Consider the following 22,899-nt stretch of genomic DNA (forward strand, 5'->3'; position numbering starts at 1 on the left):
CAATCATTACGAATTACAAACCAAGCTCCTGCCAGATCTGATCAACCCGTTTTTTCACCGCATCATCCATGGTAATAGTCGTACCCCATTCGCGGCTGGTTTCTCCCGGCCATTTATTGGTGGCATCAATTCCCATCTTGCTGCCAAGGCCACTGACAGGCGATGCAAAATCCAGGTAATCAATCGGTGTGTTATCGACCATGGTGGTATCACGCACAGGATCAACACGCGTCGTAATTGCCCAGATCACTTCTTTCCAGTCACGAATATTCACGTCTTCATCCACCACCACGATAAACTTGGTGTACATAAACTGACGCAGAAAACTCCAGACGCCGAACATGACACGTTTTGCGTGACCAGCATAAGACTTCTTCATTTGCACAATCGCCATCCGGTAACTGCAACCTTCGGGTGGCAAATAAAAATCCGTGATTTCCGTGAACTGCTTTTGCAGCAAAGGAATGAATACTTCATTCAGTGCCACGCCCAGCACCGCAGGTTCATCCGGCGGTTTGCCGGTATAGGTAGAGTGATATACAGGATCGCGGCGCATGGTAATGCGGTCAATCGTAAAGACCGGGAACCAGTCCTGCTCATTGTAATAACCAGTATGATCGCCGTATGGTCCTTCCAGCGCATGCTCAAAGCCAGTCGGATGATTTTCATCCGGATAAATATGGCCTTCCAGCACAATTTCCGCCGAAGCCGGAACACGCAACTCACTGCCAATGGCTTTGGTTAATTCGGTACGGCTACCACGCAGCAAACCTGCAAACTGATATTCAGATAAGGTATCCGGCACAGGAGTAACTGCCCCGAGTATTGTCGCCGGATCGGCGCCCAGCGCGACAGCGATCGGATATGGTTTTCCGGGGTTTTGCAGGCAATGCTCACGAAAATCCAGCGCGCCGCCACGATGTGCCAGCCAGCGCATAATCACTTTATTCCGGGCTATGACCTGCTGGCGATAAATACCAAGATTCTGACGTTTCTTGTTCGGGCCTTTGGTAATCACCAGCCCCCAGGTGATCAGCGGCGCAGCATCTCCCGGCCAGCAATGCTGAATCGGCAAGCGCGCGAGATCAACGTCACTCCCTTCCCAGACAATTTCATGACAGGAAGCGCCGCGCACTTCTTTCGGTGCCATATCCCATACTGCTTTCACCAGCTTGCCCATACCCAGAACATCTTTCAGTCCTTTTGGCGGCTCTGGTTCTTTCAGCGCTGATAGTACGTGTCCGATCTGGCGCAAGTCGCCCAGATCTTCTGCTCCCATACCCAGTGCCACGCGGCGCGGCGTACCGAATAAATTGCCCAGCACCGGGATGCTGTGCCCTGCAGGACGCTCAAACAAAATTGCCGGGCCCTCTGCCCTCAACGTACGGTCACAAATTTCTGTCATTTCGAGGTGCGTGGAAACCTCTGTTCTGACTCTTTTCAGCTCGCCCAGTGTTTCCAGCTGGGCCATAAAATCTCTCAGATCCGCGTATTTCATCATTTTTTAACGTTCTTTTTTGGTTTTCGTCCGGCTTACCAGCAAATTTTCATAAGTTATTGATTTTATTGCTTTTTGCTGTTTTCATGAAGTTTTCATTATACCTAAAAGTTATAGAAAATATTTTTGATAGTATTGACGATGCATAAAACCGCTCCTACAATGCGCCCAACTTGATGAAGAAATGAGCAGTTCCGGCAAAGCTATCTCTGGGCGACGCCGCCATAACGGTAACATCAAACATGGGAATTCGGGTCCCGCCTCACATTGTAAGGAGAGTTTCAAAAGGCGTCTGCCTTCACCCGAAACAGTGAAAGATCACTGGTAGCGACCAGTGTGCAACCTGACAAGTTGACGAGATCTTTCGCTCCGGCGTCTTGCTGTTGCGCCCGCAACCAGGACGGTGTTTCTGATACGCGAATTTTGCAGTACTGCAGTTCTGCCTTTGCCGGTAGCTGCCTCGCGGATTTTCAGGAGGTAATATGATTCAACGTTTGATCGCTGCACGACAGAACAGTGGACAGACTGAAGCGAATGCTTCCGGTCAGGGCTCTGTGTTTTCCGTCAGCAACCTGATGATGTTTGCACGCAATTGCGTAACCGTCATCGGTGTATTTGCACTCACCACTCTGGCAATGATGTTTTTCCGTCCGGAGCTGGCTGATAAGTTTAAAACCATGTCGCCGTTTACCGAGCCGGAAGTGGCTGAAGTGGACGATGCACCCGCACCGCCAAGTCTGGCAATGCTGATGGCAGTACCTGCCAAAAGCGGAGAAGAAGCCCACGCACAACCTGCGAGCTTCTCTGAAGAAGACGCAAAAATGCTGGGCAGCACCAAGCAACAGCAATGGGTCACAAGCTGGCTGGCAAAACGCTACCGCGTCGCCAGTGATGCAACCAATATGCTGGTTTCTGCGGCTTATCTGACCGCGAAAGAAATCAAAATCGATCCGCTGCTGATTTTATCGGTGATGGCAATCGAATCCGGTCTGAACCCGTTTGCAGAAAGTCCGGTTGGCGCACAAGGTCTGATGCAGGTCATGTCTAAAGTGCATCATGCCAAATTTGAAGAAATGGGCGGCGTGAAAGCAGCACTGAATCCGGTTGCCAATATCAAAGTCGGCGCTATGATTCTGAAAGACTACGTTAACCGCGCAGGTTCTGTGGAAGGTGGTCTGAAACTGTACGTAGGTGCTGGCGCAGCGGAAACCGATTCCGGTTACGGCTCCCGCGTTCTGACGGAATACCGCAAGCTGAAAGAAGTTTCCAGCGGCAAATCTGTTCCTACCAACTTCAGCGCACCGGCTCCGGCAGTTGTTCCTGTGATTCGCAACACAGATTCCGGCACTGTCAATAAACCGGAAGCCACTGAAGCCAAGTCCAAACCGGACAACAAAGAACAAGTCGCTGCACTGTAACGACTGTTCAGACTCTCCTTACAGAAAAGCCGCTGCAAATGCAGCGGCTTTTTCGCGTCTGCGCCGTCCCTTACATTTACCTGGCGTGCTTTGCTCAGGGGCGCTGATAGCGCAACAATATTTCTGCAATCTCTCCGCGCTCCCGCATCCCGCGAAGGACACGGTTAAATTGCAGCACAAAATCTTCTTTAAACGGAAACTGAGCAGGATTCAGATTAGTAAAGCCAAGATAAGCATTTTCACGCCTTATCGTACCCATTTCAGCAATCGCCACAGTTTTCTGTAACCTTGGAAACTCAGCGTAGATACGGTCCATTTCCCAAAGCACAGATAACCGGTCATTAATATAGCAATCCACCCTCCGGTGCAGCAACTTCAGAATATTTGAGCGATTCCCCGGCCCTTCATCTTTGAGCAGCAAGTGATGACTAACCATTTCCTCAAATTTTCCGCCACCAGTCGCGAAGCCAAAATTCGTTGCTATTCTGAGGCCTGCAAAATCATCCGGCCACTGCCCCCGCTTACGAAAAGCAGCAACTTCGCTCAGACAAAACACGGCTGTTTCCTCGGTCAGGACCGGATCTGAATAAGACATATAAGGACGTTCTTCCTGACGCATATACGGTGGGAAAAGGGCAAACCCCCGCCCCTGCTCAAGCAAAAGCAAGCCCCGCTTCCACGCAACTGGTACCATTCTGACGCTGTACGCTGGCATCTGGCTGAAAATTTTTTGAAAAATCTCCGGATACACCCCTTTTAACTGCCCATATTCAACATACGAATAAGGCGGATAGGACTCATCTGCATACACCAGTACTTCTAACGCCGGCACCGATGCAAATACAGTTGCGGAGCAAAGCAGGGGCAGCCACGGCACCCCACTCCGCAATGCCTTACTCAAGCTACGGAAACAAAAAAAAGTCATAGCCCTCTCAGTGTCAGAAAAAGGCAGGCAAAATCTGCTATCGGTCAGCGTATGAGACAGCCTTTATTTAATGTCTTTAATTGCATCCTGATATTCTTTACTCACCTTGATCTTGCCAACTGCATCCCAGAATGCGTTCACCATCTCTTTATTATCTGAGTAATATTTTTTGGAGACCGGCGCATAATAATCTGCTGTCATAAATTTCTGCGGCACCAGTTCAACCTTTTCCTGAATTTCTTTGCGTCCCTGTACCAGAGCCTGCATTTCATCGGCAAATCCCAGTACCGCATCCCCTTGCCCCGCAATCATTTTATAGAGGTTGCGCAAAGGCTCTTTCGTGGTCTCATCAAAATCCACCTTCAGATCTTTCAGCCTGTCTGAAATAGTGGCAAAGCCGGATGGCATCAGCACTGGTTTGCTGAGATTCGAAAAGGATTGCCCATCCCAACCTACTTTTGAGCCTTTCATGCGGTAAACCATCACATCCATTTTCGCCAGCGCCTGGGCGGGATTGGGCTGACCATTCGGCTTCATCGGGAATGCGGCATACGATGCATGAAACGGTGTATAACCTGCATTTACCAGACCACTCAGCGCGTCGCTCTGCACATCACTGATGCAGCGCTTCCATGCCTGCACTTTAAATGTCAGGTTTACGCCGGACTGTTTTGCTGCCATTTTCAGCAGCACCTGCATGGTGCCGTCTTTATTCGGATAGGTAAAAGGCGAAGCTGCCTGATCCTCTATGCACAACACCATTGCATTTTGTGCCTGCGCGGTCAGCGGCAAGGCCAAAGCACAAACAATTAACCACGTCCTCATCACTCCCTCCCGTAAAAAAACAACCACCCGTCGAAGAATCAGTGTAGGAAGGGATTTGAGAAATACAATTCACCGCTGCAACTATTCAGGCTGCAGCGGCGATGAAAACGAATTGACTGTCAGGTTGTCCGGTTCAGCGCTTCAGATAAACGCGCAAACGCCTTACCGCTTCTTTCAGATTCTCCAGACTGTTTGCATACGAAAAACGGACATGGTCTTTTGCGGTAAAAGACCCGAAGTCCTGCCCGGGCGTAATCACCACACCGGCTTGCTGCAAAATATCTTTAGCAAAACAATCGGCGTCGACGGTGAACGCTGAGCAATTGGCATAGACATAAAACGCGCCATCCGGCGTGACCGGAATGGAAAATCCCAGTTCGCGCAAGGCGGGAACAAGATAATCGCGGCGCGCCTGCATTTCTGCTTTACGCGCTTCAAAGATCGCAATTTGCTGTGACTCAAAACAAGCCACTGCTGCATATTGCGCAATCGACGACGGACAGATAAACCAGTTTTGCGCCAGCTTTTCCACCGCCGCAACCATGTGCTCAGGCACCACCATCCAGCCGAGCCGCCAGCCTGTCATGCTGAAATACTTACTGAAACTATTAATCACGATCGCATCCTGATCGATCGTCAGAACAGTCGATGGTGCATGGTCGTAGGTTAAACCCTGATAAATTTCATCCACAATCGCAAAACCACCACGGGCACGGACTTCCTGCAGAATCGCTTTCAGCTCATCCTGCTGTATGGTGGTGCCGGTCGGGTTAGACGGCGTTGCCAGTAACACACCGGCGGTTTGCGCTGTCCAGTGTTCCCGCACCGCTGCCGCTGATAACTGATAGCGCTGTTCTGCACCGCTATTCACCAGCTTTGCCCTACCTTCAAACGCCGCAACAAAATGACGGTTACACGGATAACTCGGGTCCGGCATCAGCACTTCCGCTCCGGGTTGCACCAAGGCGCCGCAAGCCAGCAACAACGCAGCGCTGGCACCGGCAGTCACAATAATACGGTGCTCCGGCACTTCCACGTTAAACGCATCACGGTAATGCTTTGCGATGGCGGTGCGTAACTCCGGAATACCCAGCGCAGTGGTGTACTGCAAACGACCATCGCGCATGGCGCTGGCAGCTGCATCGACAACAGCAGGCGGCGCAGTGAAATCCGGTTCACCAATGCCCATGTGAATTAAGTGACGGCCTTGCTGTTCCAGTGCCTTAGCCATTTTCAGGATTTCCATCACATGAAACGGGGCGATCTGGTCTAAACGAGAAGCGAGCGGGTGCGACATGATTCAAAACTCCGGCGAAAAAAAACCGCCTGCTCCTTGCGGACAACAGGCGGCTGATTTGATTCAGAACGACATCATTGTTTGCTGGCAGCAAACTCTTCAGGACGCAGACGGGCTGCGAGTTTATCGAGTACGCCGTTCACATAGCGGTGACCATCAACGCCACCGAAGGATTTAGCCAGTTCAACGGCTTCATTGATGACCACGCGGTAAGGGATTTCAACGTGATTTTTCAGTTCATACGCGCCGATCAGCAATACTGCATGCTCGATTGGCGACAGCTCAGCGATGCCGCGGTCGGTCAGACCGGATAAATCTTCGCGCAGTTGCACAGACTGATTTATCGTTCCGTGCAGTACGGCATTGAAATGCTCACGATCGGATTTTTCAAAGCCGTGCGCTTCACGGATATGTGCATCAATCACACCGGCCGCCTCATTGTTTAACAGCCACTCATAAACGCCCTGCAATGCGAATTCACGCGCACGGTGACGTGGTGTGCGGTTTTTATTCGGATTGGCGTGCTGGATAGTATTACTCATTATGTTTTACCTTCTGTCTGTTGCCGGATTACGCGTCGTAATCCATTCCTTCGCCGGCTTCGGCGAGTTCTTCCAGCGCCAGCGCGAGATTTGCCATCTCAATCGCTACACGCGCTGCATCCGCACCCTTTTCAGCCATGCGGACTTCGGCCTGTTCATCATTTTCTGTGGTCAGGATCGCGTTGGCAATAGGAATGCCCGCATCCAGACCAACGCGTGTGATACCTGCGCCGGATTCGTTCGATACCAGTTCGAAGTGATAAGTCTCACCGCGAATCACCGCACCCAGCGCAATCAGTGCATCAAACTGATTGGTATCTGCCATTTTTTTCAGCGCCAGCGGCACTTCCAGCGCACCCGGCACAGTCACGTGCAGGATATCTTCATCTTCCACACCCAGACGGCGCAATTCTGCGACGCAGGCTTCCAGCAAACCCTGGCATACTTTTTCATTGAAACGGGCTTGCACGATACCAACGCGTACACCTGCACCGTCCAGATCTGATTCGTAATGTCCGATAGTCATAATATTCCTTCCATGCGCTGTTGCGCTTTATTTCCGGTACCCGGCGGCACCAGCTGTATTCTTCAATCTGTTACTGCAGGTAACTGATCAGGCCTGCGCCGGTTTATCGAGATAACCGGTGACTTCCAGATCGAAACCTGCCATCGACGGCATTTTGCGCGGATTCGCCAGCAGCTTCATTTTGCGCACACCCACGTCACGCAGAATTTGTGCGCCGATACCGTAGTTGCGCAGATCCATCCGTGCTGCACGTGCCTGCGGACGGCTTTCCGGTGCGTTCAGTGCCTTGAACTGGTCAAACATTTGCTCTGCAGTTTCTTCGCAATTCAGCAGAACGATCACGCCGGAGGGTGCTGCCTGCACCGCCTGCATTGCCGCTGCCACATTCCAGGAGTGCGTTGTGGAATGCGCATCCAGCAAGTCCAGAATAGATACCGGCTGATGCACGCGCACCAGTGTTTCGGTTTCCGGTGTCACGCTGCCGTGTATCAGTGCCAGATGGGCAGAGCCGCTAGGTTTATCGCGATACAGTACCGCATCGAATTCACCGAACGCGGTATGCATACGGCGCTGACCGACGCGATCCACGATACATTCGTTCTGACTGCGGTAGTGAATCAGATCCGCAATCGTACCGATTTTCAGATTGTGTTCTTTCGCGAATTCCATCAGGTCCGGCAAACGCGCCATGGTGCCGTCGTCTTTCATGATTTCGCAAATCACGGAAGCCGGTGTCAGGCCAGCCAGATCCGCCAGATCGCAACCTGCTTCGGTATGACCGGCGCGCATCAGTACGCCGCCTTTCTGGGCGCGCAGCGGGAAAATGTGACCCGGCTGCACGATATCCGCAACCGTAGAACGCTTATCCACCGCAACGCGCACTGTATGCGCACGGTCAGCAGCAGAAATACCGGTCGTCACACCTTCTGCCGCTTCAATCGACACGGTGAAATTCGTACCGAATGATGTGCCGTTACGGCTGGTCATCATCGGCAATTGCAATTGCTCGCAGCGCTCTTCCGTCAGGGTCAGGCAGATCAGACCACGGCCGAATTTCGCCATGAAGTTGATCGCTTCCGGCGTGACGAATTCCGCTGCCATCACCAGATCACCTTCATTTTCACGGTCTTCTTCATCCACCAGAATCACCATGCGGCCCGCACGGATTTCAGCGATGATTTCCTGGATACTCGAGATACTCATAGGGGGAAAATTCCTGAACCGGCTGCCTGAGTCTGACCGGCAACCGTCTGTTTTGAACGAATCCCGCTATTTTAATGGATTTCGGGGCTTCCTTCCCGTGATTTCTGCATGCACTGAAGAAAGCTTCACAGCGAAATACGGGACTGATGATGTCAGCCCGCGCAGATTTGCACCGCTTGGCTTATGCACGCAGATCGCCATGAGAAAAAACAGGAGCAGGCGCGGTTTGTGGTTTGTCACGATCAGGTCGCAGACATGACGGCAGATTCACCCCAAAGGCAGTTCCGGCCGAACTCCGCGATATTGACCACCATCGAAATTCCAGTGCAACTGCCGTTTCCTGATTCGCTGTTTTTGCGGAGGACATTCCGGACCAGCGTATGTTCGTAAACCCGGTACCGCACGAATTTTCTGATGCAGTTGCAGGTCGCGCAAACCCGCATGACGACGATGATCAATGCGCAGGCTGAGTGTCGACTGTATGCCCGCATACACACAATTACGCGAGTCTGCCGCCATCCGTGTCTGCATCTCCGCTGTTCTTAAATGCCGCAAAACCCAGTCAGACTTCTTAGCTTTCAATAAAAACAAATCCAGCTCGTCGTAATTCCACATGCCCTCACAAGCACGACATGTTTCATTGCTGTAGTGAATACGCAAACCCACAGCATGTGATCCGCTGGCAAGAGGATAGGTTTCCGCATCAAAAGTGATGTGCCTGGGGCCCATTGCATCGTAGCCCGTGAACGCGGGAAAATAAGCCTGACTTACCAGCCCCTGATCCGGATTCACACGATATAAGTACAAATCCAGCGTACTTTCGTTTTCCCCCTTGCCCTGCATCAGCCGCGCGATAATCAGATCCTGACCAAATATCGCAAATTGCCTGCAGGCGAAAAACACCGTTGCGTCAGACTTCTTTTCAGCATCTTCCTGCTGCAGCCATGTCAGCGCCGAAGCTTGCGAGCAAGCATCGTTACCCTCCGTTTCGCTTTGCGCATAAACCGGCATACTGCAATACAGCAATAACAAGCAGCCCAGTCGCACCATTGCCCGGTGTGTAAAGTACTTTTGCAGCATGTTCCACATAGCATGTTTATTTAGAACTCATTTCATAAATAGCCACGAGTGCGAACGCGAGGTGCCGGGAGGCAGTGCGCGGCGCCGTTGCGCAGCACAGGCTGGTGCCTGTGCAAGCGACGCAACAAAGCAATGCGCCCGGCACCTCCGTTCCCGGAGGGTTTGCCTCATAGCGCACGCTGGACAGCGTTGGACGCGTTGTGAATAGCACCGCTATTCACTGCCTCGCCCGCCTTGCCAGCCCGCGCTATGAGACAAACGCATCTCGCGGATATTTATGAAATGAGTTCGAATTAGCGATGGCATGCATCGTAGCAAATTTACCGGGCTGTACCGCAGCATTCAGCTTCACAGCGTAAAACTGCCGCTGGCAAAGAAGACCACTTTGCCGCCGACGCGGATCTGCCCTTGCGGTGACACCTGCAGATACAGACAGGACGGACGGCCTGCCTGTGCGCCCTGCCAGACTTTCCACTGACGCTCACTGTCTGCAGGACGGAAATGCTGCAGCCACGCGCCCAGATTAGCGCAGGCGGAACCGGTGGCCGGATCTTCGCCGGTGCCGCCGTTCGGCCTTTCAAAGAAATAGCGTGCAGTGATCTCGGCTTCATCCGGCACAAACAAAAACACGGTGCGGCGACCAACGCTGCTGCGCGGCCAGCAAGCCAGCTTTGCCGCATCTAACCATGCACGTTGTAAGGCATCTGTCGATTTCAGTGCAACCAGCACCTGATCTGAACCGGTATTCACCCAGACCGGCACTGCTGCCAGATCTTCTTCCTGCAAGCCCAGCGCGGCCGCCATTTCTGCGGCAGGCACGCTGACCGGCGTGATCTCTGCGGCTTTGGGCGGCGAAAAATACCAGATACCGTCCTGCTGATCCAGCGGCACCAGTCCGGCGCGGCAAGCCAGCGTCAGTCGCTGCAGATCGCCCTGCAAACGACTGACCGCCGCCGCACTGCCTATGCTCGGATGTCCGGCAAACGCCATTTCTGCGCCCGGCGTAAAAATCCGCATGTGTGCATTCGCCTGTTCCGACGACAACAGAAACACGGTTTCGGACAAATTAAACTGCAGCGCCAGCGCCTGCATTTGCGCGTCCGACAAACCTTCGGCCTGTTCCACAACGCACAAAGGATTGCCGCCGAGCGGACTTTCGGCAAATACATTCAGCAATTGATAATTCCAGATGCCCACGGCAACACTCCTTCAATGATCAGAAATATGCAGACTTTGCTGCCATGCAACAGTTCCCGTCTGCGCAAACGGCAATATCCTAAAAGCATGTTATCGTTCTGACCATGCACAGGCGCGGGGCGATCTGCCCTTGCTCTGTATCTGTCGGCTACCCGCTGGCACAGGCAAGATGCATACAGGAAATCTCCCTTGATTCGTTCACACCGGTCGCCCGCTGGCGACTTTGTTCCGGAGTCCGCATGACCACTGCCCTGCCCCGCTTTACCCTGAAACATGCCCTGACTGCCTTACTGGTGGTGACTTTGTGGGGCCTGAATTTTGTCGTGATCAAATTCGGTCTGCGCGGTGTACCGCCTTTGCTGATGGGTGCGCTGCGCTTTTGTCTGGTGGCGTTTCCGGCGATTTTATTTTTGCCGCGCCCGAAAATTCCGCTGAAACTGCTGCTCGGTTACGCTGCCACCATCAGCCTTGGTCAGTTCGCTTTTTTATTTACTGCGATGGCCGTCGGCATGCCGGCTGGTCTGGCTTCGCTGGTGCTGCAATCGCAAGCTTTCTTTACCGTGATGCTGTCTGCGCTGATTTTGAAAGATAAACTGTATATTCAGAATTTACTCGGCATGGCGGTGGCAGGCATCGGTCTTGTTGTGCTGGGTAGTGCCAGTCTGCATGCATCGGCACATCCGGTACCGATGGCTGGTCTGGCGCTGACTTTGTGCGCCGCGCTGTCATGGGCCAGCGGCAATGTATTCAACAAAAAAATCGGCCCGACCAATGTGCTGAGTCTGGTGGCATGGAGCGCACTGGTGCCGATTCTGCCTTTCTTTGCGCTGTCTTATCTGTTTGAAGGCGGCGATGCGATTGTCTACAGCCTGCAGCATTTCAATCTGACATCGGCGCTGGCGATTGTGTATCTGGCAGTGGCCGCCACGCTGATCGGTTACACGCTGTGGGGCAAATTACTCGGCAGTCTGCCGACGCATATGGTGGCGCCGCTGACGCTGATGGTGCCGGTTGTGGGACTCAGCAGCGCATGGCTGATTCTGGGCGAAGCGCTGTCGCAGCAGCAAATGACCGGCGCGGTGATCGTGATGTCCGGCCTGCTGATCAATGTCTTCGGCGGACGCATACTGGGCGCGATGATTCCCGGTTTGCGCTGAGACTTTTTCCCATTTATTGTGACTTACCGTTTCAGGTGCTGCGACAAACGCCCCGCAGCACCTGAAATCAGCTCAAAACAGCCCAAATGCGGAGTCCGGCACAGCGATCCCGCTGTCGTCGGCAGAAAGTCCGGCTCTGCGCAAATCACAGATGCGGACTTCTGCACAATTCTGTGAGTTCAGCCGGCATCAGCAGTCTGCCGGTGTGCTCCATGCGCAGCAATTCCAGCCATGACCGTCAGGGTCATAGAACCCTTGCGCATACATAAAACCATGATCCTCTGCCTCATCCGGCACCACGGCGCCCGCCGCTCTGGCTTTGGCGATCAGCGCATCCACATGCTCACGGCTGTCAAACGATAAAGCGTGCAGCACTTCCAGCGCCTGACTGGTATCGCACACCGCTTTATGACTGAAATGCATGAAGGTTTCTTCGTTCGCCAGCATCAGCCGGATATGTTCACCAAGAATCACACTGACCGCGTTATCGCCGGAAAATTTCGGGTCCAGTCCGTAACCCAGCGCCTGCCAGAAAGCTTTTGTGCGCGCCAGATCTTTCGCTGGCAAAGTGATAAAAATCTGCTGATGCATGCTGCGTCCTTTCAGTGGGGTTCACATCACACCGGCTGAATCCTTACGCCGGAACAACAAGCATACTGCCACGGCTGGCGCATGCTCCGTACGGCTTGTTGCGCAGGTCTGACAGCGGGTTAGTATCCGCTAAGCATCCGGCGCGCCTGAACAATGCCCGAAAACCGCAAAAAATGCCCCAAATGCGGTGTTTAGCACAGCAACCCCGTTGTCGTCGGCAGAAAGTCTGGCGCTCCGGAAAACGAAAATGACGATTTCTGCAAAATACCCTGATCGTAGCGGGTAAAAAAATAGCCCGCCGTATCCGGGCGGGCCATGCTTAATCCATGCTGATAAAACGCTTACGCAGACCTTGCTGCGCAGGCGGTGCAGCCTGTGATCACAAACCGGTATGCTGACGGATGTAATCCTTCATCGCCTGCACATCGGCTGGCATTACCACAAAGCGTTGCGGCAAGGCTTCGATGTTTTCAAAACCGGCCGGACGTTCGGCATCGCGTCCCAGTGCTTCGCGGATGGTTTCATTGAATTTTGCTGGCAACGCGGTTTCCAGCACGATCATCGGCACGCCGGGTTTTGCATGTTCCAGCGCGACTTTGATGCCGTCGGCGGTATGGGTATCCACCGTAATGCCGTAATTCGCCTGCACCTGACGGATGGTGTTGATACGGTCGGCATGCACCGATTTGCCGGACACAAAACCGAAGGCTGCCACTTTACCGAATTCATCGCCATCGCTGCCTTCGCCGCCGGACAAATCAAAGCCGCCACGGCTTTCCACTTGCGCAAACAGCTTGCGCACGCGCTCTGCATCTCGGTCTAACAAATCAAAAATGAAACGTTCGAAATTCGAGGCTTTGGAAATATCCATCGACGGACTGGTGGTATGCCAGGTTTCTGCCGATGCGCGCACACGGTAAATGCCGGTACGGAAAAATTCATCCAGCACATCGTTTTCATTGGTCGCCACTACCAGCTGATCAATCGGTAAACCCATCATGCGGGCAATATGACCGGCGCAGATATTGCCGAAATTACCGGAAGGCACGGTGAACGACACTTTCTGCGTATTGTCCGTTGTGGCACTCAGATAACCACGGAAGTAATACACAACCTGCGCCACCACACGTGCCCAGTTGATCGAATTAACGGTACCGATTTTCTGCTGCTGCTTGAATTCCAGATCGTTGGACACGGCTTTCACCAGATCCTGACAATCATCAAACACGCCCTGTACTGCAATATTCAGGATATTCGGGTCTTGCAGGCTGAACATTTGCGCGGTCTGGAAGGCACTCATTTTCTGGTGCGGCGACAGCATAAATACACGGATACCGCGTTTACCGCGCATTGCGTATTCCGCCGCGCTGCCGGTATCACCGGAGGTTGCGCCGAAAATATTCAGCTCTGCCTGCTCTTTCGCCAGCGCATATTCAAACAGATTACCGAGCAATTGCATCGCCATATCTTTGAATGCCAGCGTCGGGCCGTTCGACAAGGCCTGTAATACCAGATGGCGCTCTGCATTGTTTTCCAGCGTGCGCAGCGGTGTAATTTGCGCCGCATCTTCACCGGCACGCGCGTTTTTGTAGACGTCGGCGGTATAAGTTTTGCGCGTAATCTCACGCAAATCAGCTTCCGGAATATCGGTCGCAAATTTCTTCAGAATTTCAAATGCCAGATCGGCATACGACAAACCGCGCCATGCATTCAGTTCTTCACCGCTGACTTGCGGGTAAGTTGTTGGCAAAAATAAGCCGCCATCGGATGCGAGGCCGCCTAACAGGATCTGAGAAAAAGTTTGCTGCGGGGCATGCCCGCGTGTGGAAGCGTATTGCATAAGTGAGCAGAAACAGGAGGTTAGCGAGAGGAATTGCGCCTCATTATATCGCCCAAACCCGCCTTGCCAAGCCACTTATTCACGCAATATCAGATATATCCGCGATTCATTCAATGCATCAATTAATCGCGAATGTGTGGTGTATGAGAGTGGGCGGTGTACATTTTCGTAAGAGGAGGTATAACTTGCTTATGGATTTGATTGCGCTCCAGGAAGTCTAATGTGATGCTCGATTCCGTTGCTAGATATTTGTACTATCTGACTTTTTAATTCCGGGTATTGACTGAAAAAAAATTCTGTGATCGCGCCAATTGTTTCAAATCTAAAATCTACAATCGCGACCATGTCGTTCGCAAAAATTCCATTCTTGTAATCAGATTTTCTAAAATTAATATAAAACCAGAGTTCGCCTGCGCCTTGCGGAGGGGCTCTGAAATTTGCTTTTTCATTGGCGAATACTATGTCAAATCCTTGACCTGATTTGTAGATTTTTTCGCTTGTGTCGCGAGCCAATCGAATAGCCGCTGACTTTATAGCGACATCAGCATGATAGCTCCCACTATTCTTGATAGTGCAATGAACTCGCCATGTCCAAGGATCAACATTTAAGCCAGAACAATTAGCACTTAGACTTGGGGTTAGCGCTAAAACTTGCTTTTGGGCTTCGATGGAAGCTTTTTTTAATTCTAATTCAGTTTTGCTACTTTCAATTGAGAGTCTTTTTTTCTCGATTTCAATTTTTGGGCTCTCTATCCCTTTGTAAGTAATCCAGTATTGCGTTCCGATAGTGCATGCAGTACCTACGACAATACCCAGCATAGATGAAATGAAAGTAGGGTTCCATATTGATTTTAATCGACTTGGCGTGCTCAATTTATTTATCCGCTCATTTGTAGGGAAGTGTCTTTAGGCATAGCAAACGTCTTGATCAGTAACTGCTGCGACTCAAAAAAGGAACTCACCAGCTTTCTATCATAATAAAATCACCACACCCATGGCGAGTCATAATTTCTATTTCCACAACTCCAAAGCAAATCAGTTTCAAATTAAGAAATCTCCGAAAATTACACTATGAAGTGTTCCAGACTGCGGAGAATTACTCTTGGTAACTCCATAAAAATCACAAACTCTTCCTTATCATCAATAAGGAATTCTTCTACGAATGGATTTCTTGTGCTTCGCATCAATAACTCTTCGAAATCATGGAGCAGCCGTTTGGTGTTGGATGGCGTCTTCGAAGCATCTAGCTTGCCAAGAAGTTGAATTCCCTCGTCATAAATCCAAGGCATTTTTTCCCGATATAGGCTTAACGCCATCTTTACACCAATTTTCGGATCTTTCGAAAAGAGAATCATCTCTTCAAACATACCCGGATGAACTCTGCGTCGCCGTCTTCTCCCCTCCAGCGGGGACGCCCGCTCTATTCTAGACGGCAGATCCTGAAACATTATTTTTATCTCTTCAAAGAGCTTTGCTGATGAGTTTTCAATTTCCTTTACATTAGCAGAAGACTTTCTTCCGCCTTCGGGTGGTGCACCCTCAAGCTTCTTCATTATTTCAGAAATAGATTGGCGAAATTTCCCCACCTGAAATTTGATCGTGTCTTTATCAGGTTCGGAGTTTGGTATCCGATTAACAAGCTGAAAAACGAGCTTTGTTAACGAGTCTTCATCGTCACTACAATTTTGGAACTGGGCAAATGGACCAGACGATGCATCTTTTAGTTCTATACCAAGAGCAACACCTAAAATAGGCGTATCCAGCTTCCCCTTAGCCATCCCTGCTTCAAACAATATCCACGGCCTATCAACGCTGCGCTTCGTCAGAAGGCATACAACATCAGAAGCTCCCTGAATATTTTTGATTATTTCAGGATACCATTCGACACCATATTCGATGCCTTGATTTCCTCGACGATCAGAGGTTCTAAAAGACTTCAATACGCCGGCACTTACACTCTTCAAGAGATTGCTGAATGCCTCAGCGAGCTCTGCGTCTCTTGTATCATGACTGATAAACACAAGCGGATTTGCAGACTTTGCCACCTGTTCCAATTGATCTTCAGCCACATTAACTCCTCAAATGCAATTTTCTTTAAATTAAACAAACAAAATAACACATTTTAATAGAACAAAAGAAATTATTTCTCACTTTTACAACATTGCTCAGCAAATACATTTTGGCAAAATGAACCCGGAATGAGCCCGAGAAGGTATCTCAATTATTGAATCAGTTATAGAAAGTTTCTTAATACCCAAAAGCTACATGTTTGCTGGATACGTTTCTTATCCATTATTCAAACTTAAAACATCCTATGGACTCGATTCACGAAAGAAGTCAGCTAGTCACGAATACGCTCTGCATGCGCATAGACAACACAAGCCTGCCCACGGGCAAATCCGGCCAGACAAAGGCCGCTTTGCTGCGCCAGTTGCACGGCAAGCGTGGTGGGTGCGGAAACACAGGCCAGTGTCGGGATTCCGGCGCGGCAGGTTTTGACGATCAGTTCGTAGCTGGCACGTGAGGTCATCAGCACCATGCCCTGACTGCGTATTTCCACAGGCAGGCTTTGCAGTGCGCCGATCAGTTTATCGAGTGCGTTGTGGCGCCCGACGTCTTCGCGTACCAGCAGCAGGTTTCCGGCGGCATCAGCAAATGCGGCGGCGTGTAAACCACCGGTCAGCTGATTGATAGTTTGTTGCGCAGGTAAGGCTTGCAGCGCCTGCAGCAATGCTTGCAGAGAAACTTGCGCTCCCTGCACTGGCGGCGGGACCTGCTGCGCCAGCATGGCCAGACTTTCAGTGCCGCACACGCCGCAACCGGTGCGTCCGGTCAGACTGCGGCGCTTTTGTTTTAAACGGTCAAAGGCTGCACCAGCGATATCCATATGCAGCGCAATGCCTTCTTCGGTATGTTGTATGTCCAGATCGTAGATTTGTCCGGCATGATCGACAATGCCTTCCGCCAGCGAAAACCCGCGCCCGAAATCTTCCAGATCGGATGGACTCGCCATCATCACCGCGTGTGAAATACCGTTGTACACCATCGCCACCGGCACTTCCTGCGCCAGCCAGTCATGCTCGCTGTGCGCTGGCTGACCTAAGCGGTAGCGGGTAACGGTTTGTTGTGCTGCGGGTTGGGCAATGCGTTGAACCGCTGAATGAAATGCAGTATCAGGCGCGGCTTGCGGCTTCTGATCCGTACTCATGTCAGTTGCTCCAGTGCTGCCAGTCCCGCCGGTGTCAGACTCAGCATCAGCCTTTCACCGTCATGCACTTGCGCAACCCAGCCCAGCGCGTCCGCTGCCGCGAACGGCGGTTCACCGATCAGATTCAGGCAGCGCAGCAGACTACTCTGCCCTGTTCCCAGCCGCTTGGCTAAACGAATGGCGGATACCGGCTCTGCAGCTTCTGCCAGCGCGCTTAAGATTTGTCCGGCCAGTTCCCACTGGCCTTGCTCTGCATGATTCACGTTATTAGTCACGCGCTCAGCCTGCCTTCATAGCAAGATGTTTGCGCAGGCGAACCGGAATCGCTTTGGATGTCGGTGTACGCGCACGTTCCGCGAAACTACCTAGCGGCACCAGCCCGTTGGTTTCCGGAAAATACGCTGCCAGACAGCCGCGCGGAATCGCATATTCCACCAGCAAAAAGCGCTGCGCTTCCCGCGTAACACCATCTTCACCGACGCTCTGAATATCCACCCATTCTCCGGCCTGCATATTCAGCATTTTCAAATCGTCTGCACAGATGAACAGTACGCGGCGCTCACCAAATACACCACGGTAGCGGTCATTCATGCCATAGATGGTGGTGTTGTACTGGTCATGCGAACGCACCGTTGCCAGCGTGAACAGGTTTTCTGCATACTGCTCCGATAACTTCTGCGTCATTGAGCGCGGAATCGCAAACGGCATGAAACGCGCTTTGCCAGTAGCGGTTCGCCATTCACGCAAACGCGCACTGTTACGCAAATGGAAGCCACCCGGCACCCGCACCCGCTGATTAAAGTCGGCAAAGTCTTCAAACACTTTGGCAATCGCGTCGCGGATACGGTCGTAATCCGCCACCATATGCAGCCAGTTGATTTTGCTGCGTTCCCCCAGTGTGGCCACGGCTAAACGGGCGATGATCATGGGTTCGGACAATAACTGCTCTGAAGCCGGTGCATTCATCCCGGTGGATAAATGCACCATGCTCATGGAATCTTCCACCGTGACTGCCTGTGGGCCACTTTCCTGCACATCAATTTCTGTACGTCCCAGACAAGGCAGAATGTAAGCCGATTTTCCGTGTATCAGATGGCTGCGGTTCAGCTTGGTAGTGACATGTACAGTCAGGGCGCAGTTTTCCAGAGCGCGGTAAGTCTCTGCGGTATCCGGCGTGGCGGCGGCAAAATTGCCTCCCATCGCAAAAAATACTTTACCGGGCTGATCGCGCATCGCTTCGATAGCACCGACGGTGTCGTATCCGTTGTGGCGCGGTACGGGGAAACCAAATACCTGCTCAATTTTTTCCAGTAATGCTGGTGCCGGTTTTTCATGGATGCCCATGGTGCGGTCACCCTGCACATTACTGTGCCCCCGCACCGGACACAATCCTGCACCGGGACGGCCAATATGCCCGCGCAATAACAGCAAATTCGTGATCATCTGTATCGTCGCCACCGAATACTGGTGCTGGGTAATGCCCATGCCCCAGCAAGCGATCACGCGGTCCGCTTTCAGATAACTGGCAGCGGCGGCACGGATCTGCGCTTCCGATAAACCGGACTGCGCACTCAGCGTTTCCCAGGATTCCCGCGCCACATCCTGCTGCAAGGCCTCGAAGCCGCTGGTATGTTCCGCAATAAATGCCTGATCGAGCAGACTGGCCTGCCCCTGCGCTACCGCCAGCGCATCCTGCTCCAGTACATGCTTGATCATGCCTTTGACTGCCGCCAGATCACCGCCGATGGTCAGCTGATAATACGAGGTGGAAATATCGGTCGCCTCGCCCGCCAGCATTTCGCGGATATCCTGCGGATTCTGAAATTTTTCCAGCCCACGTTCGCGCAGCGGATTGAAACTGATAATTGCCGCACCGCGTTTGGCGGCGGCACGCAATTCACCCAGCATGCGCGGATGATTAGTGCCCGGATTTTGTCCGAAGATAAAAATCGCATCCGCCTGTTCAAAATCCTGCAGGGTCACGGTGCCTTTGCCGATGCCAACAGATTCGCGCATCGCGGTACCGGATGGCTCGTGGCACATATTTGAGCAATCCGGAAAATTATTAGTCCCGAATTCACGGACAAACAACTGATACAGAAAAGCAGCTTCGTTACTGGTGCGGCCGGACGTATAAAAAATGGCATCATCCGGCGATGGCAATGCGCGTAACTGCGCACCGATATCGGCAAATGCGGTATCCCAGCTGACCGGCAGATAGCGGTCGCTGGCAGCGTCGTAACGCATCGGTTCCGTCAGCCTGCCCTGATCTTCTAACCAGTAATCGGTTTGGGCATTCAGTTCCGACACGGTATAGCGCTCAAACAGATTATTGGTCACGCGGCGCGATGTGGATTCAGCAGCAACGGCTTTCGCACCGTTTTCACAAAACTCAAACGTGGAGCGGTGATTCGCATCCGGCCAGGCGCAACCGGGACAGTCAAAACCGTCCGGCTGATTGGCAGACAATAAAGTCATGACACCTTTAGCCGGATTGCCCTGCCCCATAATTTGCGAAGCCACGCTTTTCAGCGCACCCCAGCCACCGGCAGGACGTTTATATACTTTGACCACAGATTTGCTCATCACAACTTCCCGTTCTTTATGCAACTCAGCGATGGATCACAACCAGTAAGGCTTTCGCCTCGCTCTTCCCGATATTGCGGATCGCATGGTTTTTATCCGCGTCGTAACGGGCGGTGGCACCGACTTTGACTTTCTTCTTCACGCCATCCACTTCTACTTCCACGCTGCCGTTCAGTACGGTCAGATGTTCATGCGCTCCCGGATCGTGAGAGTTCGACACCAGTGCGCCACCCGGCGCCAGCGTTAGTTCATACCATTCATAAGAACCGGCAAGTTCCATCGGACCGAGTATCCTGAGTACATAACCGGCGTGTTCACCCGGCAGCGTCGGTGTTTCATGGGATTCCAGTAAACGAATCGGATCCGGTGCCGGAGCTTCGGAAGACAGGAGTTCTGCCATACTGACGCCAAGTGCATTTGCCAGTCGCCAAGCCACGGCAATCGTCGGATTGGCTTTTTCACGCTCGATCTGAGACAGCATGGATTTGGATACACCGGCGGTGCGGGATAAGTCTTCCAGTGTCAGTCCGCGCTCCAGTCGCATCTTCTGCAGCGTGGCGCCGACTTCCGGCGGCGTGTTAGGCAGAATTTTTTTCATAAGGATATTGCACCACTAAAAAAGGCAGTTTAACATTCGATATATCGAACTTTTGTTCCACATATCGAATTTTTCTGAATTTTGAACAATTGCTAAACCCACAGTTTAGCAGCACAACCCGCAAACAGCAGACCCGACGGAGACAAACATGAGCACACAAGCATCCAGAAAACAATTTTTCAGCAAACTGAACGTGAATCTCGACCAGTTGCGCGAACAAGGCTTGTTCAAGCCGGAACGTGTGATTGCTTCCCGTCAGGGTGCGGTTGTACGCGCACCTGATGGTCGTGAGCTGATCAATATGTGTGCAAACAACTATCTGGGTTTGTCCGGCGAAGAAGAAACTGTACAGGCTGCGATCAAAGCAACGGAAGAATTCGGCTACGGCTTGTCTTCCGTGCGCTTCATCTGCGGCACACAAACCGTGCATAAAGAACTGGAAAAAGCTATTGCCGAATTTCTGGGCGTGGAAGACTGTATTTTGTACGCAGCAGCCTTTGATGCAAACGGCGGCGTGTTTGAACCACTGTTCGACGAAAACGATGCCATCATTTCTGACGCACTGAACCACGCATCCATCATCGACGGTATCCGCCTGTGTAAAGCAGCCCGCTTCCGTTACGCCCACAACGATATGGCAGATCTGGAAACACAATTGCAGGCTGCACAAGACAAACGTCACCGCATCATCGTGACTGACGGTTGCTTCTCCATGGACGGCACGATTGCCCAGTTGGATAAAATCGTCGCACTGGCTGATAAATATGATGCATTGATCATGATCGATGAATGCCATGCTTCCGGCTTTATGGGCAAAACCGGCCGCGGCACACACGAACACCACAATGTGATGGGCCGTATCGACATCATCACCGGCACACTGGGTAAAGCACTGGGCGGCGCAATGGGTGGTTTCACCGCAGGTCGTAAAGAAGTGATCGAAACTCTGCGTCAGAAATCCCGCCCTTACCTGTTCTCCAACAGCCTGGCACCTTCTATTGCCGGTGCATCGCTGGCTGTTCTGAAACGTCTGTCCGGCTCAACTGAACTGCGTGACCGCTTGCAGGAAAACACTGACTACTTCCGCCGCGAAATCGAAGCCCTGGGCTTCACCATCAAACCTGGTACGCATCCGGTTGTTCCTGTGATGCTGTTTGATGCGCCGCTGGCACAACGCTTTGCTGCCCGCCTGAATGAGCTGGGCGTACTGGTGACCGGCTTCTTCTATCCGGTTGTACCGATGGGTCAGGCACGTGTGCGCACCCAATTGTCTGCTGCACATACCAAAGAACAACTCGACAAAGTACTGGCTGCCTTTGCACAGGCCGGCCGCGAACTGGGTCTGATTAAATAATTTAAATATTTAAAAATACAATATTCAGGTGAAAGGTTTCTCATGGAAAAAATTCTGGTAATCGGCGCAAACGGCCAGATCGGCAGTGAGCTGGTGGAAACACTGGCTGCGCGTCACGGCGCGGAGAACGTGATCGCTGCAGACATCAGCGCAAACAATGTATACGGCGCAGCAATCTACGAAGTCGTTGACGTACTGAATGCAGAACGTCTGAATGCAGTCATCGATCAGTATCAGGTAACGCAGGTATACCAGCTGGCAGCACTGCTGTCCGCAACCGGCGAAAAAGCCCCGCTGAAAGCGTGGGAACTGAACATGGACGGTTTGCTGAATATTCTGGAAATCGCCCGTGTACGCAAAGAAGCAGGCAAACCACTGAAAGTATTCTGGCCTTCTTCCATCGCTGCGTTCGGCCCGAACACACCGCAAGTCAACACGCCGCAATACACCGTGATGGATCCGAACACGATGTACGGCATCAGCAAACTGGCCGGTGAACGTCTGTGCGAATACTACTTCGAGAAATACGGCGTTGATGTGCGCTCTATCCGCTATCCGGGCATCATCAGTTTCAAATCGCCTCCGGGTGGTGGCACAACGGATTACGCGATTGCGATTTTCCATTCTGCCCTGCGCGGTGAGGCCTACAGCTGTTTCCTGGAAGCAGAAACAACTTTGCCAATGATTTATATGCCTGACGCCATCCGTGCAACCGTTAGTCTGATGGATGCTCCAGCGGACCAACTGACCGTACGTTCTTCGTACAATGTTGCCGGTTTGAGCTTTAATCCACGCGAACTGGCTGCAGCAATCAAACAAAATTTACCGGAATTTCAAATACACTACGCTCCCGACAGCCGTCAGGCAATCGCCGCATCCTGGCCTCAGAGTCTGGATGACAGTCAGGCAGGCAAAGACTGGGGCTGGAAAGCGGAAATCGGTCTGGACGCACTGGTAACAAGCATGTTGCAAAACATTCGTGTTACACCGGAGGATCAGACCAAAGCTGCATAAGCAGCGTAAACAACCAAACCATAACAACAGAGAGGTGACA

At 52.0% G+C, this 22,899-nt stretch carries 21 protein-coding genes; 4 read left to right on the forward strand and 17 right to left on the reverse strand.

Going from position 1 to position 22,899, the window contains the following annotated elements:
• Positions 1-13: 13 nt before the first annotated feature.
• The gene (ubiD, locus tag IE092_RS15395) at positions 14-1,498 is read right to left on the reverse strand and encodes a 4-hydroxy-3-polyprenylbenzoate decarboxylase (protein ID WP_189358121.1); all 1,485 of its coding nucleotides are present in this window, start codon (positions 1,496-1,498) and stop codon (positions 14-16) included.
• Between the two features lie 482 nt (positions 1,499-1,980).
• Here ubiD and IE092_RS15400 point away from each other — a divergent pair, with 482 nt between their 5' ends.
• Positions 1,981-2,916 (forward strand): transglycosylase SLT domain-containing protein, encoded by a 936-nt coding sequence (locus IE092_RS15400; RefSeq protein WP_229793207.1) that lies wholly within the window; start codon positions 1,981-1,983, stop codon positions 2,914-2,916.
• 94 nt (positions 2,917-3,010) lie between these two features.
• Here IE092_RS15400 and IE092_RS15405 read toward each other — a convergent pair whose 3' ends face one another.
• The 8 genes from IE092_RS15405 to IE092_RS15440 all read right to left on the reverse strand — a co-directional run bounded on the left by IE092_RS15405 (position 3,011) and on the right by IE092_RS15440 (position 10,511).
• On the reverse strand, positions 3,011-3,841 hold the full coding sequence (locus tag IE092_RS15405) for a substrate-binding periplasmic protein (RefSeq protein WP_189358081.1): 831 nt from the start codon (positions 3,839-3,841) through the stop codon (positions 3,011-3,013).
• Positions 3,842-3,904: 63 nt separating this feature from the next.
• A complete protein-coding gene (locus IE092_RS15410; RefSeq protein ID WP_189358082.1) occupies positions 3,905-4,666 on the reverse strand; it encodes a substrate-binding periplasmic protein in 762 nt (253 codons plus the stop codon).
• A gap of 133 nt (positions 4,667-4,799) precedes the next feature.
• A complete protein-coding gene (locus IE092_RS15415) occupies positions 4,800-5,966 on the reverse strand; it encodes a pyridoxal phosphate-dependent aminotransferase (protein WP_189358123.1) in 1,167 nt (388 codons plus the stop codon).
• A 71-nt stretch (positions 5,967-6,037) separates the two neighbouring features.
• Positions 6,038-6,505 (reverse strand): transcription antitermination factor NusB, encoded by a 468-nt coding sequence (nusB, locus tag IE092_RS15420; RefSeq protein WP_189358083.1) that lies wholly within the window; start codon positions 6,503-6,505, stop codon positions 6,038-6,040.
• A gap of 28 nt (positions 6,506-6,533) precedes the next feature.
• Positions 6,534-7,031 (reverse strand): 6,7-dimethyl-8-ribityllumazine synthase, encoded by a 498-nt coding sequence (ribH, locus tag IE092_RS15425; protein WP_189358084.1) that lies wholly within the window; start codon positions 7,029-7,031, stop codon positions 6,534-6,536.
• A gap of 87 nt (positions 7,032-7,118) precedes the next feature.
• The gene (gene ribBA / locus IE092_RS15430) at positions 7,119-8,234 is read right to left on the reverse strand and encodes a bifunctional 3,4-dihydroxy-2-butanone-4-phosphate synthase/GTP cyclohydrolase II (RefSeq protein WP_189358085.1); all 1,116 of its coding nucleotides are present in this window, start codon (positions 8,232-8,234) and stop codon (positions 7,119-7,121) included.
• Between the two features lie 267 nt (positions 8,235-8,501).
• Positions 8,502-9,323: a PA3715 family protein gene (locus IE092_RS15435; RefSeq protein WP_189358086.1), complete on the reverse strand. Its 822-nt coding sequence runs from the start codon at positions 9,321-9,323 to the stop codon at positions 8,502-8,504.
• A 339-nt stretch (positions 9,324-9,662) separates the two neighbouring features.
• The gene (locus IE092_RS15440; RefSeq protein WP_189358087.1) at positions 9,663-10,511 is read right to left on the reverse strand and encodes a PhzF family phenazine biosynthesis protein; all 849 of its coding nucleotides are present in this window, start codon (positions 10,509-10,511) and stop codon (positions 9,663-9,665) included.
• A gap of 239 nt (positions 10,512-10,750) precedes the next feature.
• On the opposite strand from IE092_RS15440, the gene IE092_RS15445 reads away from it, so the two are divergent.
• Positions 10,751-11,668: an EamA family transporter gene (locus IE092_RS15445; RefSeq protein ID WP_189358088.1), complete on the forward strand. Its 918-nt coding sequence runs from the start codon at positions 10,751-10,753 to the stop codon at positions 11,666-11,668.
• A gap of 189 nt (positions 11,669-11,857) precedes the next feature.
• Here the strand turns inward: IE092_RS15445 and IE092_RS15450 are convergent, their stop codons facing one another.
• The 8 genes from IE092_RS15450 to IE092_RS15485 form a co-directional block, all read right to left on the reverse strand.
• Entirely contained in the window at positions 11,858-12,259 is a 402-nt protein-coding gene (locus tag IE092_RS15450) for a VOC family protein (protein ID WP_189358089.1), read from the reverse strand.
• Between the two features lie 379 nt (positions 12,260-12,638).
• Positions 12,639-14,099 carry a threonine synthase gene (gene thrC / locus IE092_RS15455; RefSeq protein WP_189358090.1) on the reverse strand — a complete coding sequence of 487 codons (1,461 nt, stop codon included), beginning with the start codon at positions 14,097-14,099 and terminating at the stop codon, positions 12,639-12,641.
• A gap of 189 nt (positions 14,100-14,288) precedes the next feature.
• The gene (locus IE092_RS15460) at positions 14,289-14,972 is read right to left on the reverse strand and encodes a hypothetical protein (RefSeq protein WP_189358091.1); all 684 of its coding nucleotides are present in this window, start codon (positions 14,970-14,972) and stop codon (positions 14,289-14,291) included.
• 191 nt (positions 14,973-15,163) lie between these two features.
• Positions 15,164-16,168, reverse strand: coding sequence for a toll/interleukin-1 receptor domain-containing protein (locus IE092_RS15465; RefSeq protein WP_189358092.1), 1,005 nt, complete (start codon positions 16,166-16,168; stop codon positions 15,164-15,166).
• Between the two features lie 272 nt (positions 16,169-16,440).
• Positions 16,441-17,307 (reverse strand): formate dehydrogenase accessory sulfurtransferase FdhD, encoded by an 867-nt coding sequence (gene fdhD, locus IE092_RS15470; protein ID WP_189358093.1) that lies wholly within the window; start codon positions 17,305-17,307, stop codon positions 16,441-16,443.
• Positions 17,304-17,582, reverse strand: a complete 279-nt coding sequence (locus IE092_RS15475; RefSeq protein WP_189358094.1) for a hypothetical protein — start codon at positions 17,580-17,582, stop codon at positions 17,304-17,306. The genes fdhD and IE092_RS15475 overlap by 4 nt, the downstream gene beginning before the upstream one ends.
• A gap of 4 nt (positions 17,583-17,586) precedes the next feature.
• Positions 17,587-19,893, reverse strand: coding sequence for an FdhF/YdeP family oxidoreductase (locus IE092_RS15480; RefSeq protein ID WP_189358095.1), 2,307 nt, complete (start codon positions 19,891-19,893; stop codon positions 17,587-17,589).
• 25 nt (positions 19,894-19,918) lie between these two features.
• Positions 19,919-20,491: a helix-turn-helix domain-containing protein gene (locus tag IE092_RS15485; protein WP_189358096.1), complete on the reverse strand. Its 573-nt coding sequence runs from the start codon at positions 20,489-20,491 to the stop codon at positions 19,919-19,921.
• A 148-nt stretch (positions 20,492-20,639) separates the two neighbouring features.
• Here IE092_RS15485 and kbl point away from each other — a divergent pair, with 148 nt between their 5' ends.
• The gene (gene kbl / locus IE092_RS15490) at positions 20,640-21,845 is read left to right on the forward strand and encodes a glycine C-acetyltransferase (RefSeq protein ID WP_189358097.1); all 1,206 of its coding nucleotides are present in this window, start codon (positions 20,640-20,642) and stop codon (positions 21,843-21,845) included.
• A gap of 42 nt (positions 21,846-21,887) precedes the next feature.
• Complete coding sequence (locus IE092_RS15495) at positions 21,888-22,859, forward strand: NAD-dependent epimerase/dehydratase family protein (protein ID WP_189358098.1); 972 nt, start codon at positions 21,888-21,890, stop codon at positions 22,857-22,859.
• Positions 22,860-22,899: the final 40 nt, after the last annotated feature.

The sequence above is a fragment of the Cognatundibacterium squillarum genome (assembly GCF_014652435.1).
Classification (GTDB): Bacteria; Pseudomonadota; Gammaproteobacteria; order Burkholderiales; family Burkholderiaceae_D; genus Undibacterium; species Undibacterium squillarum.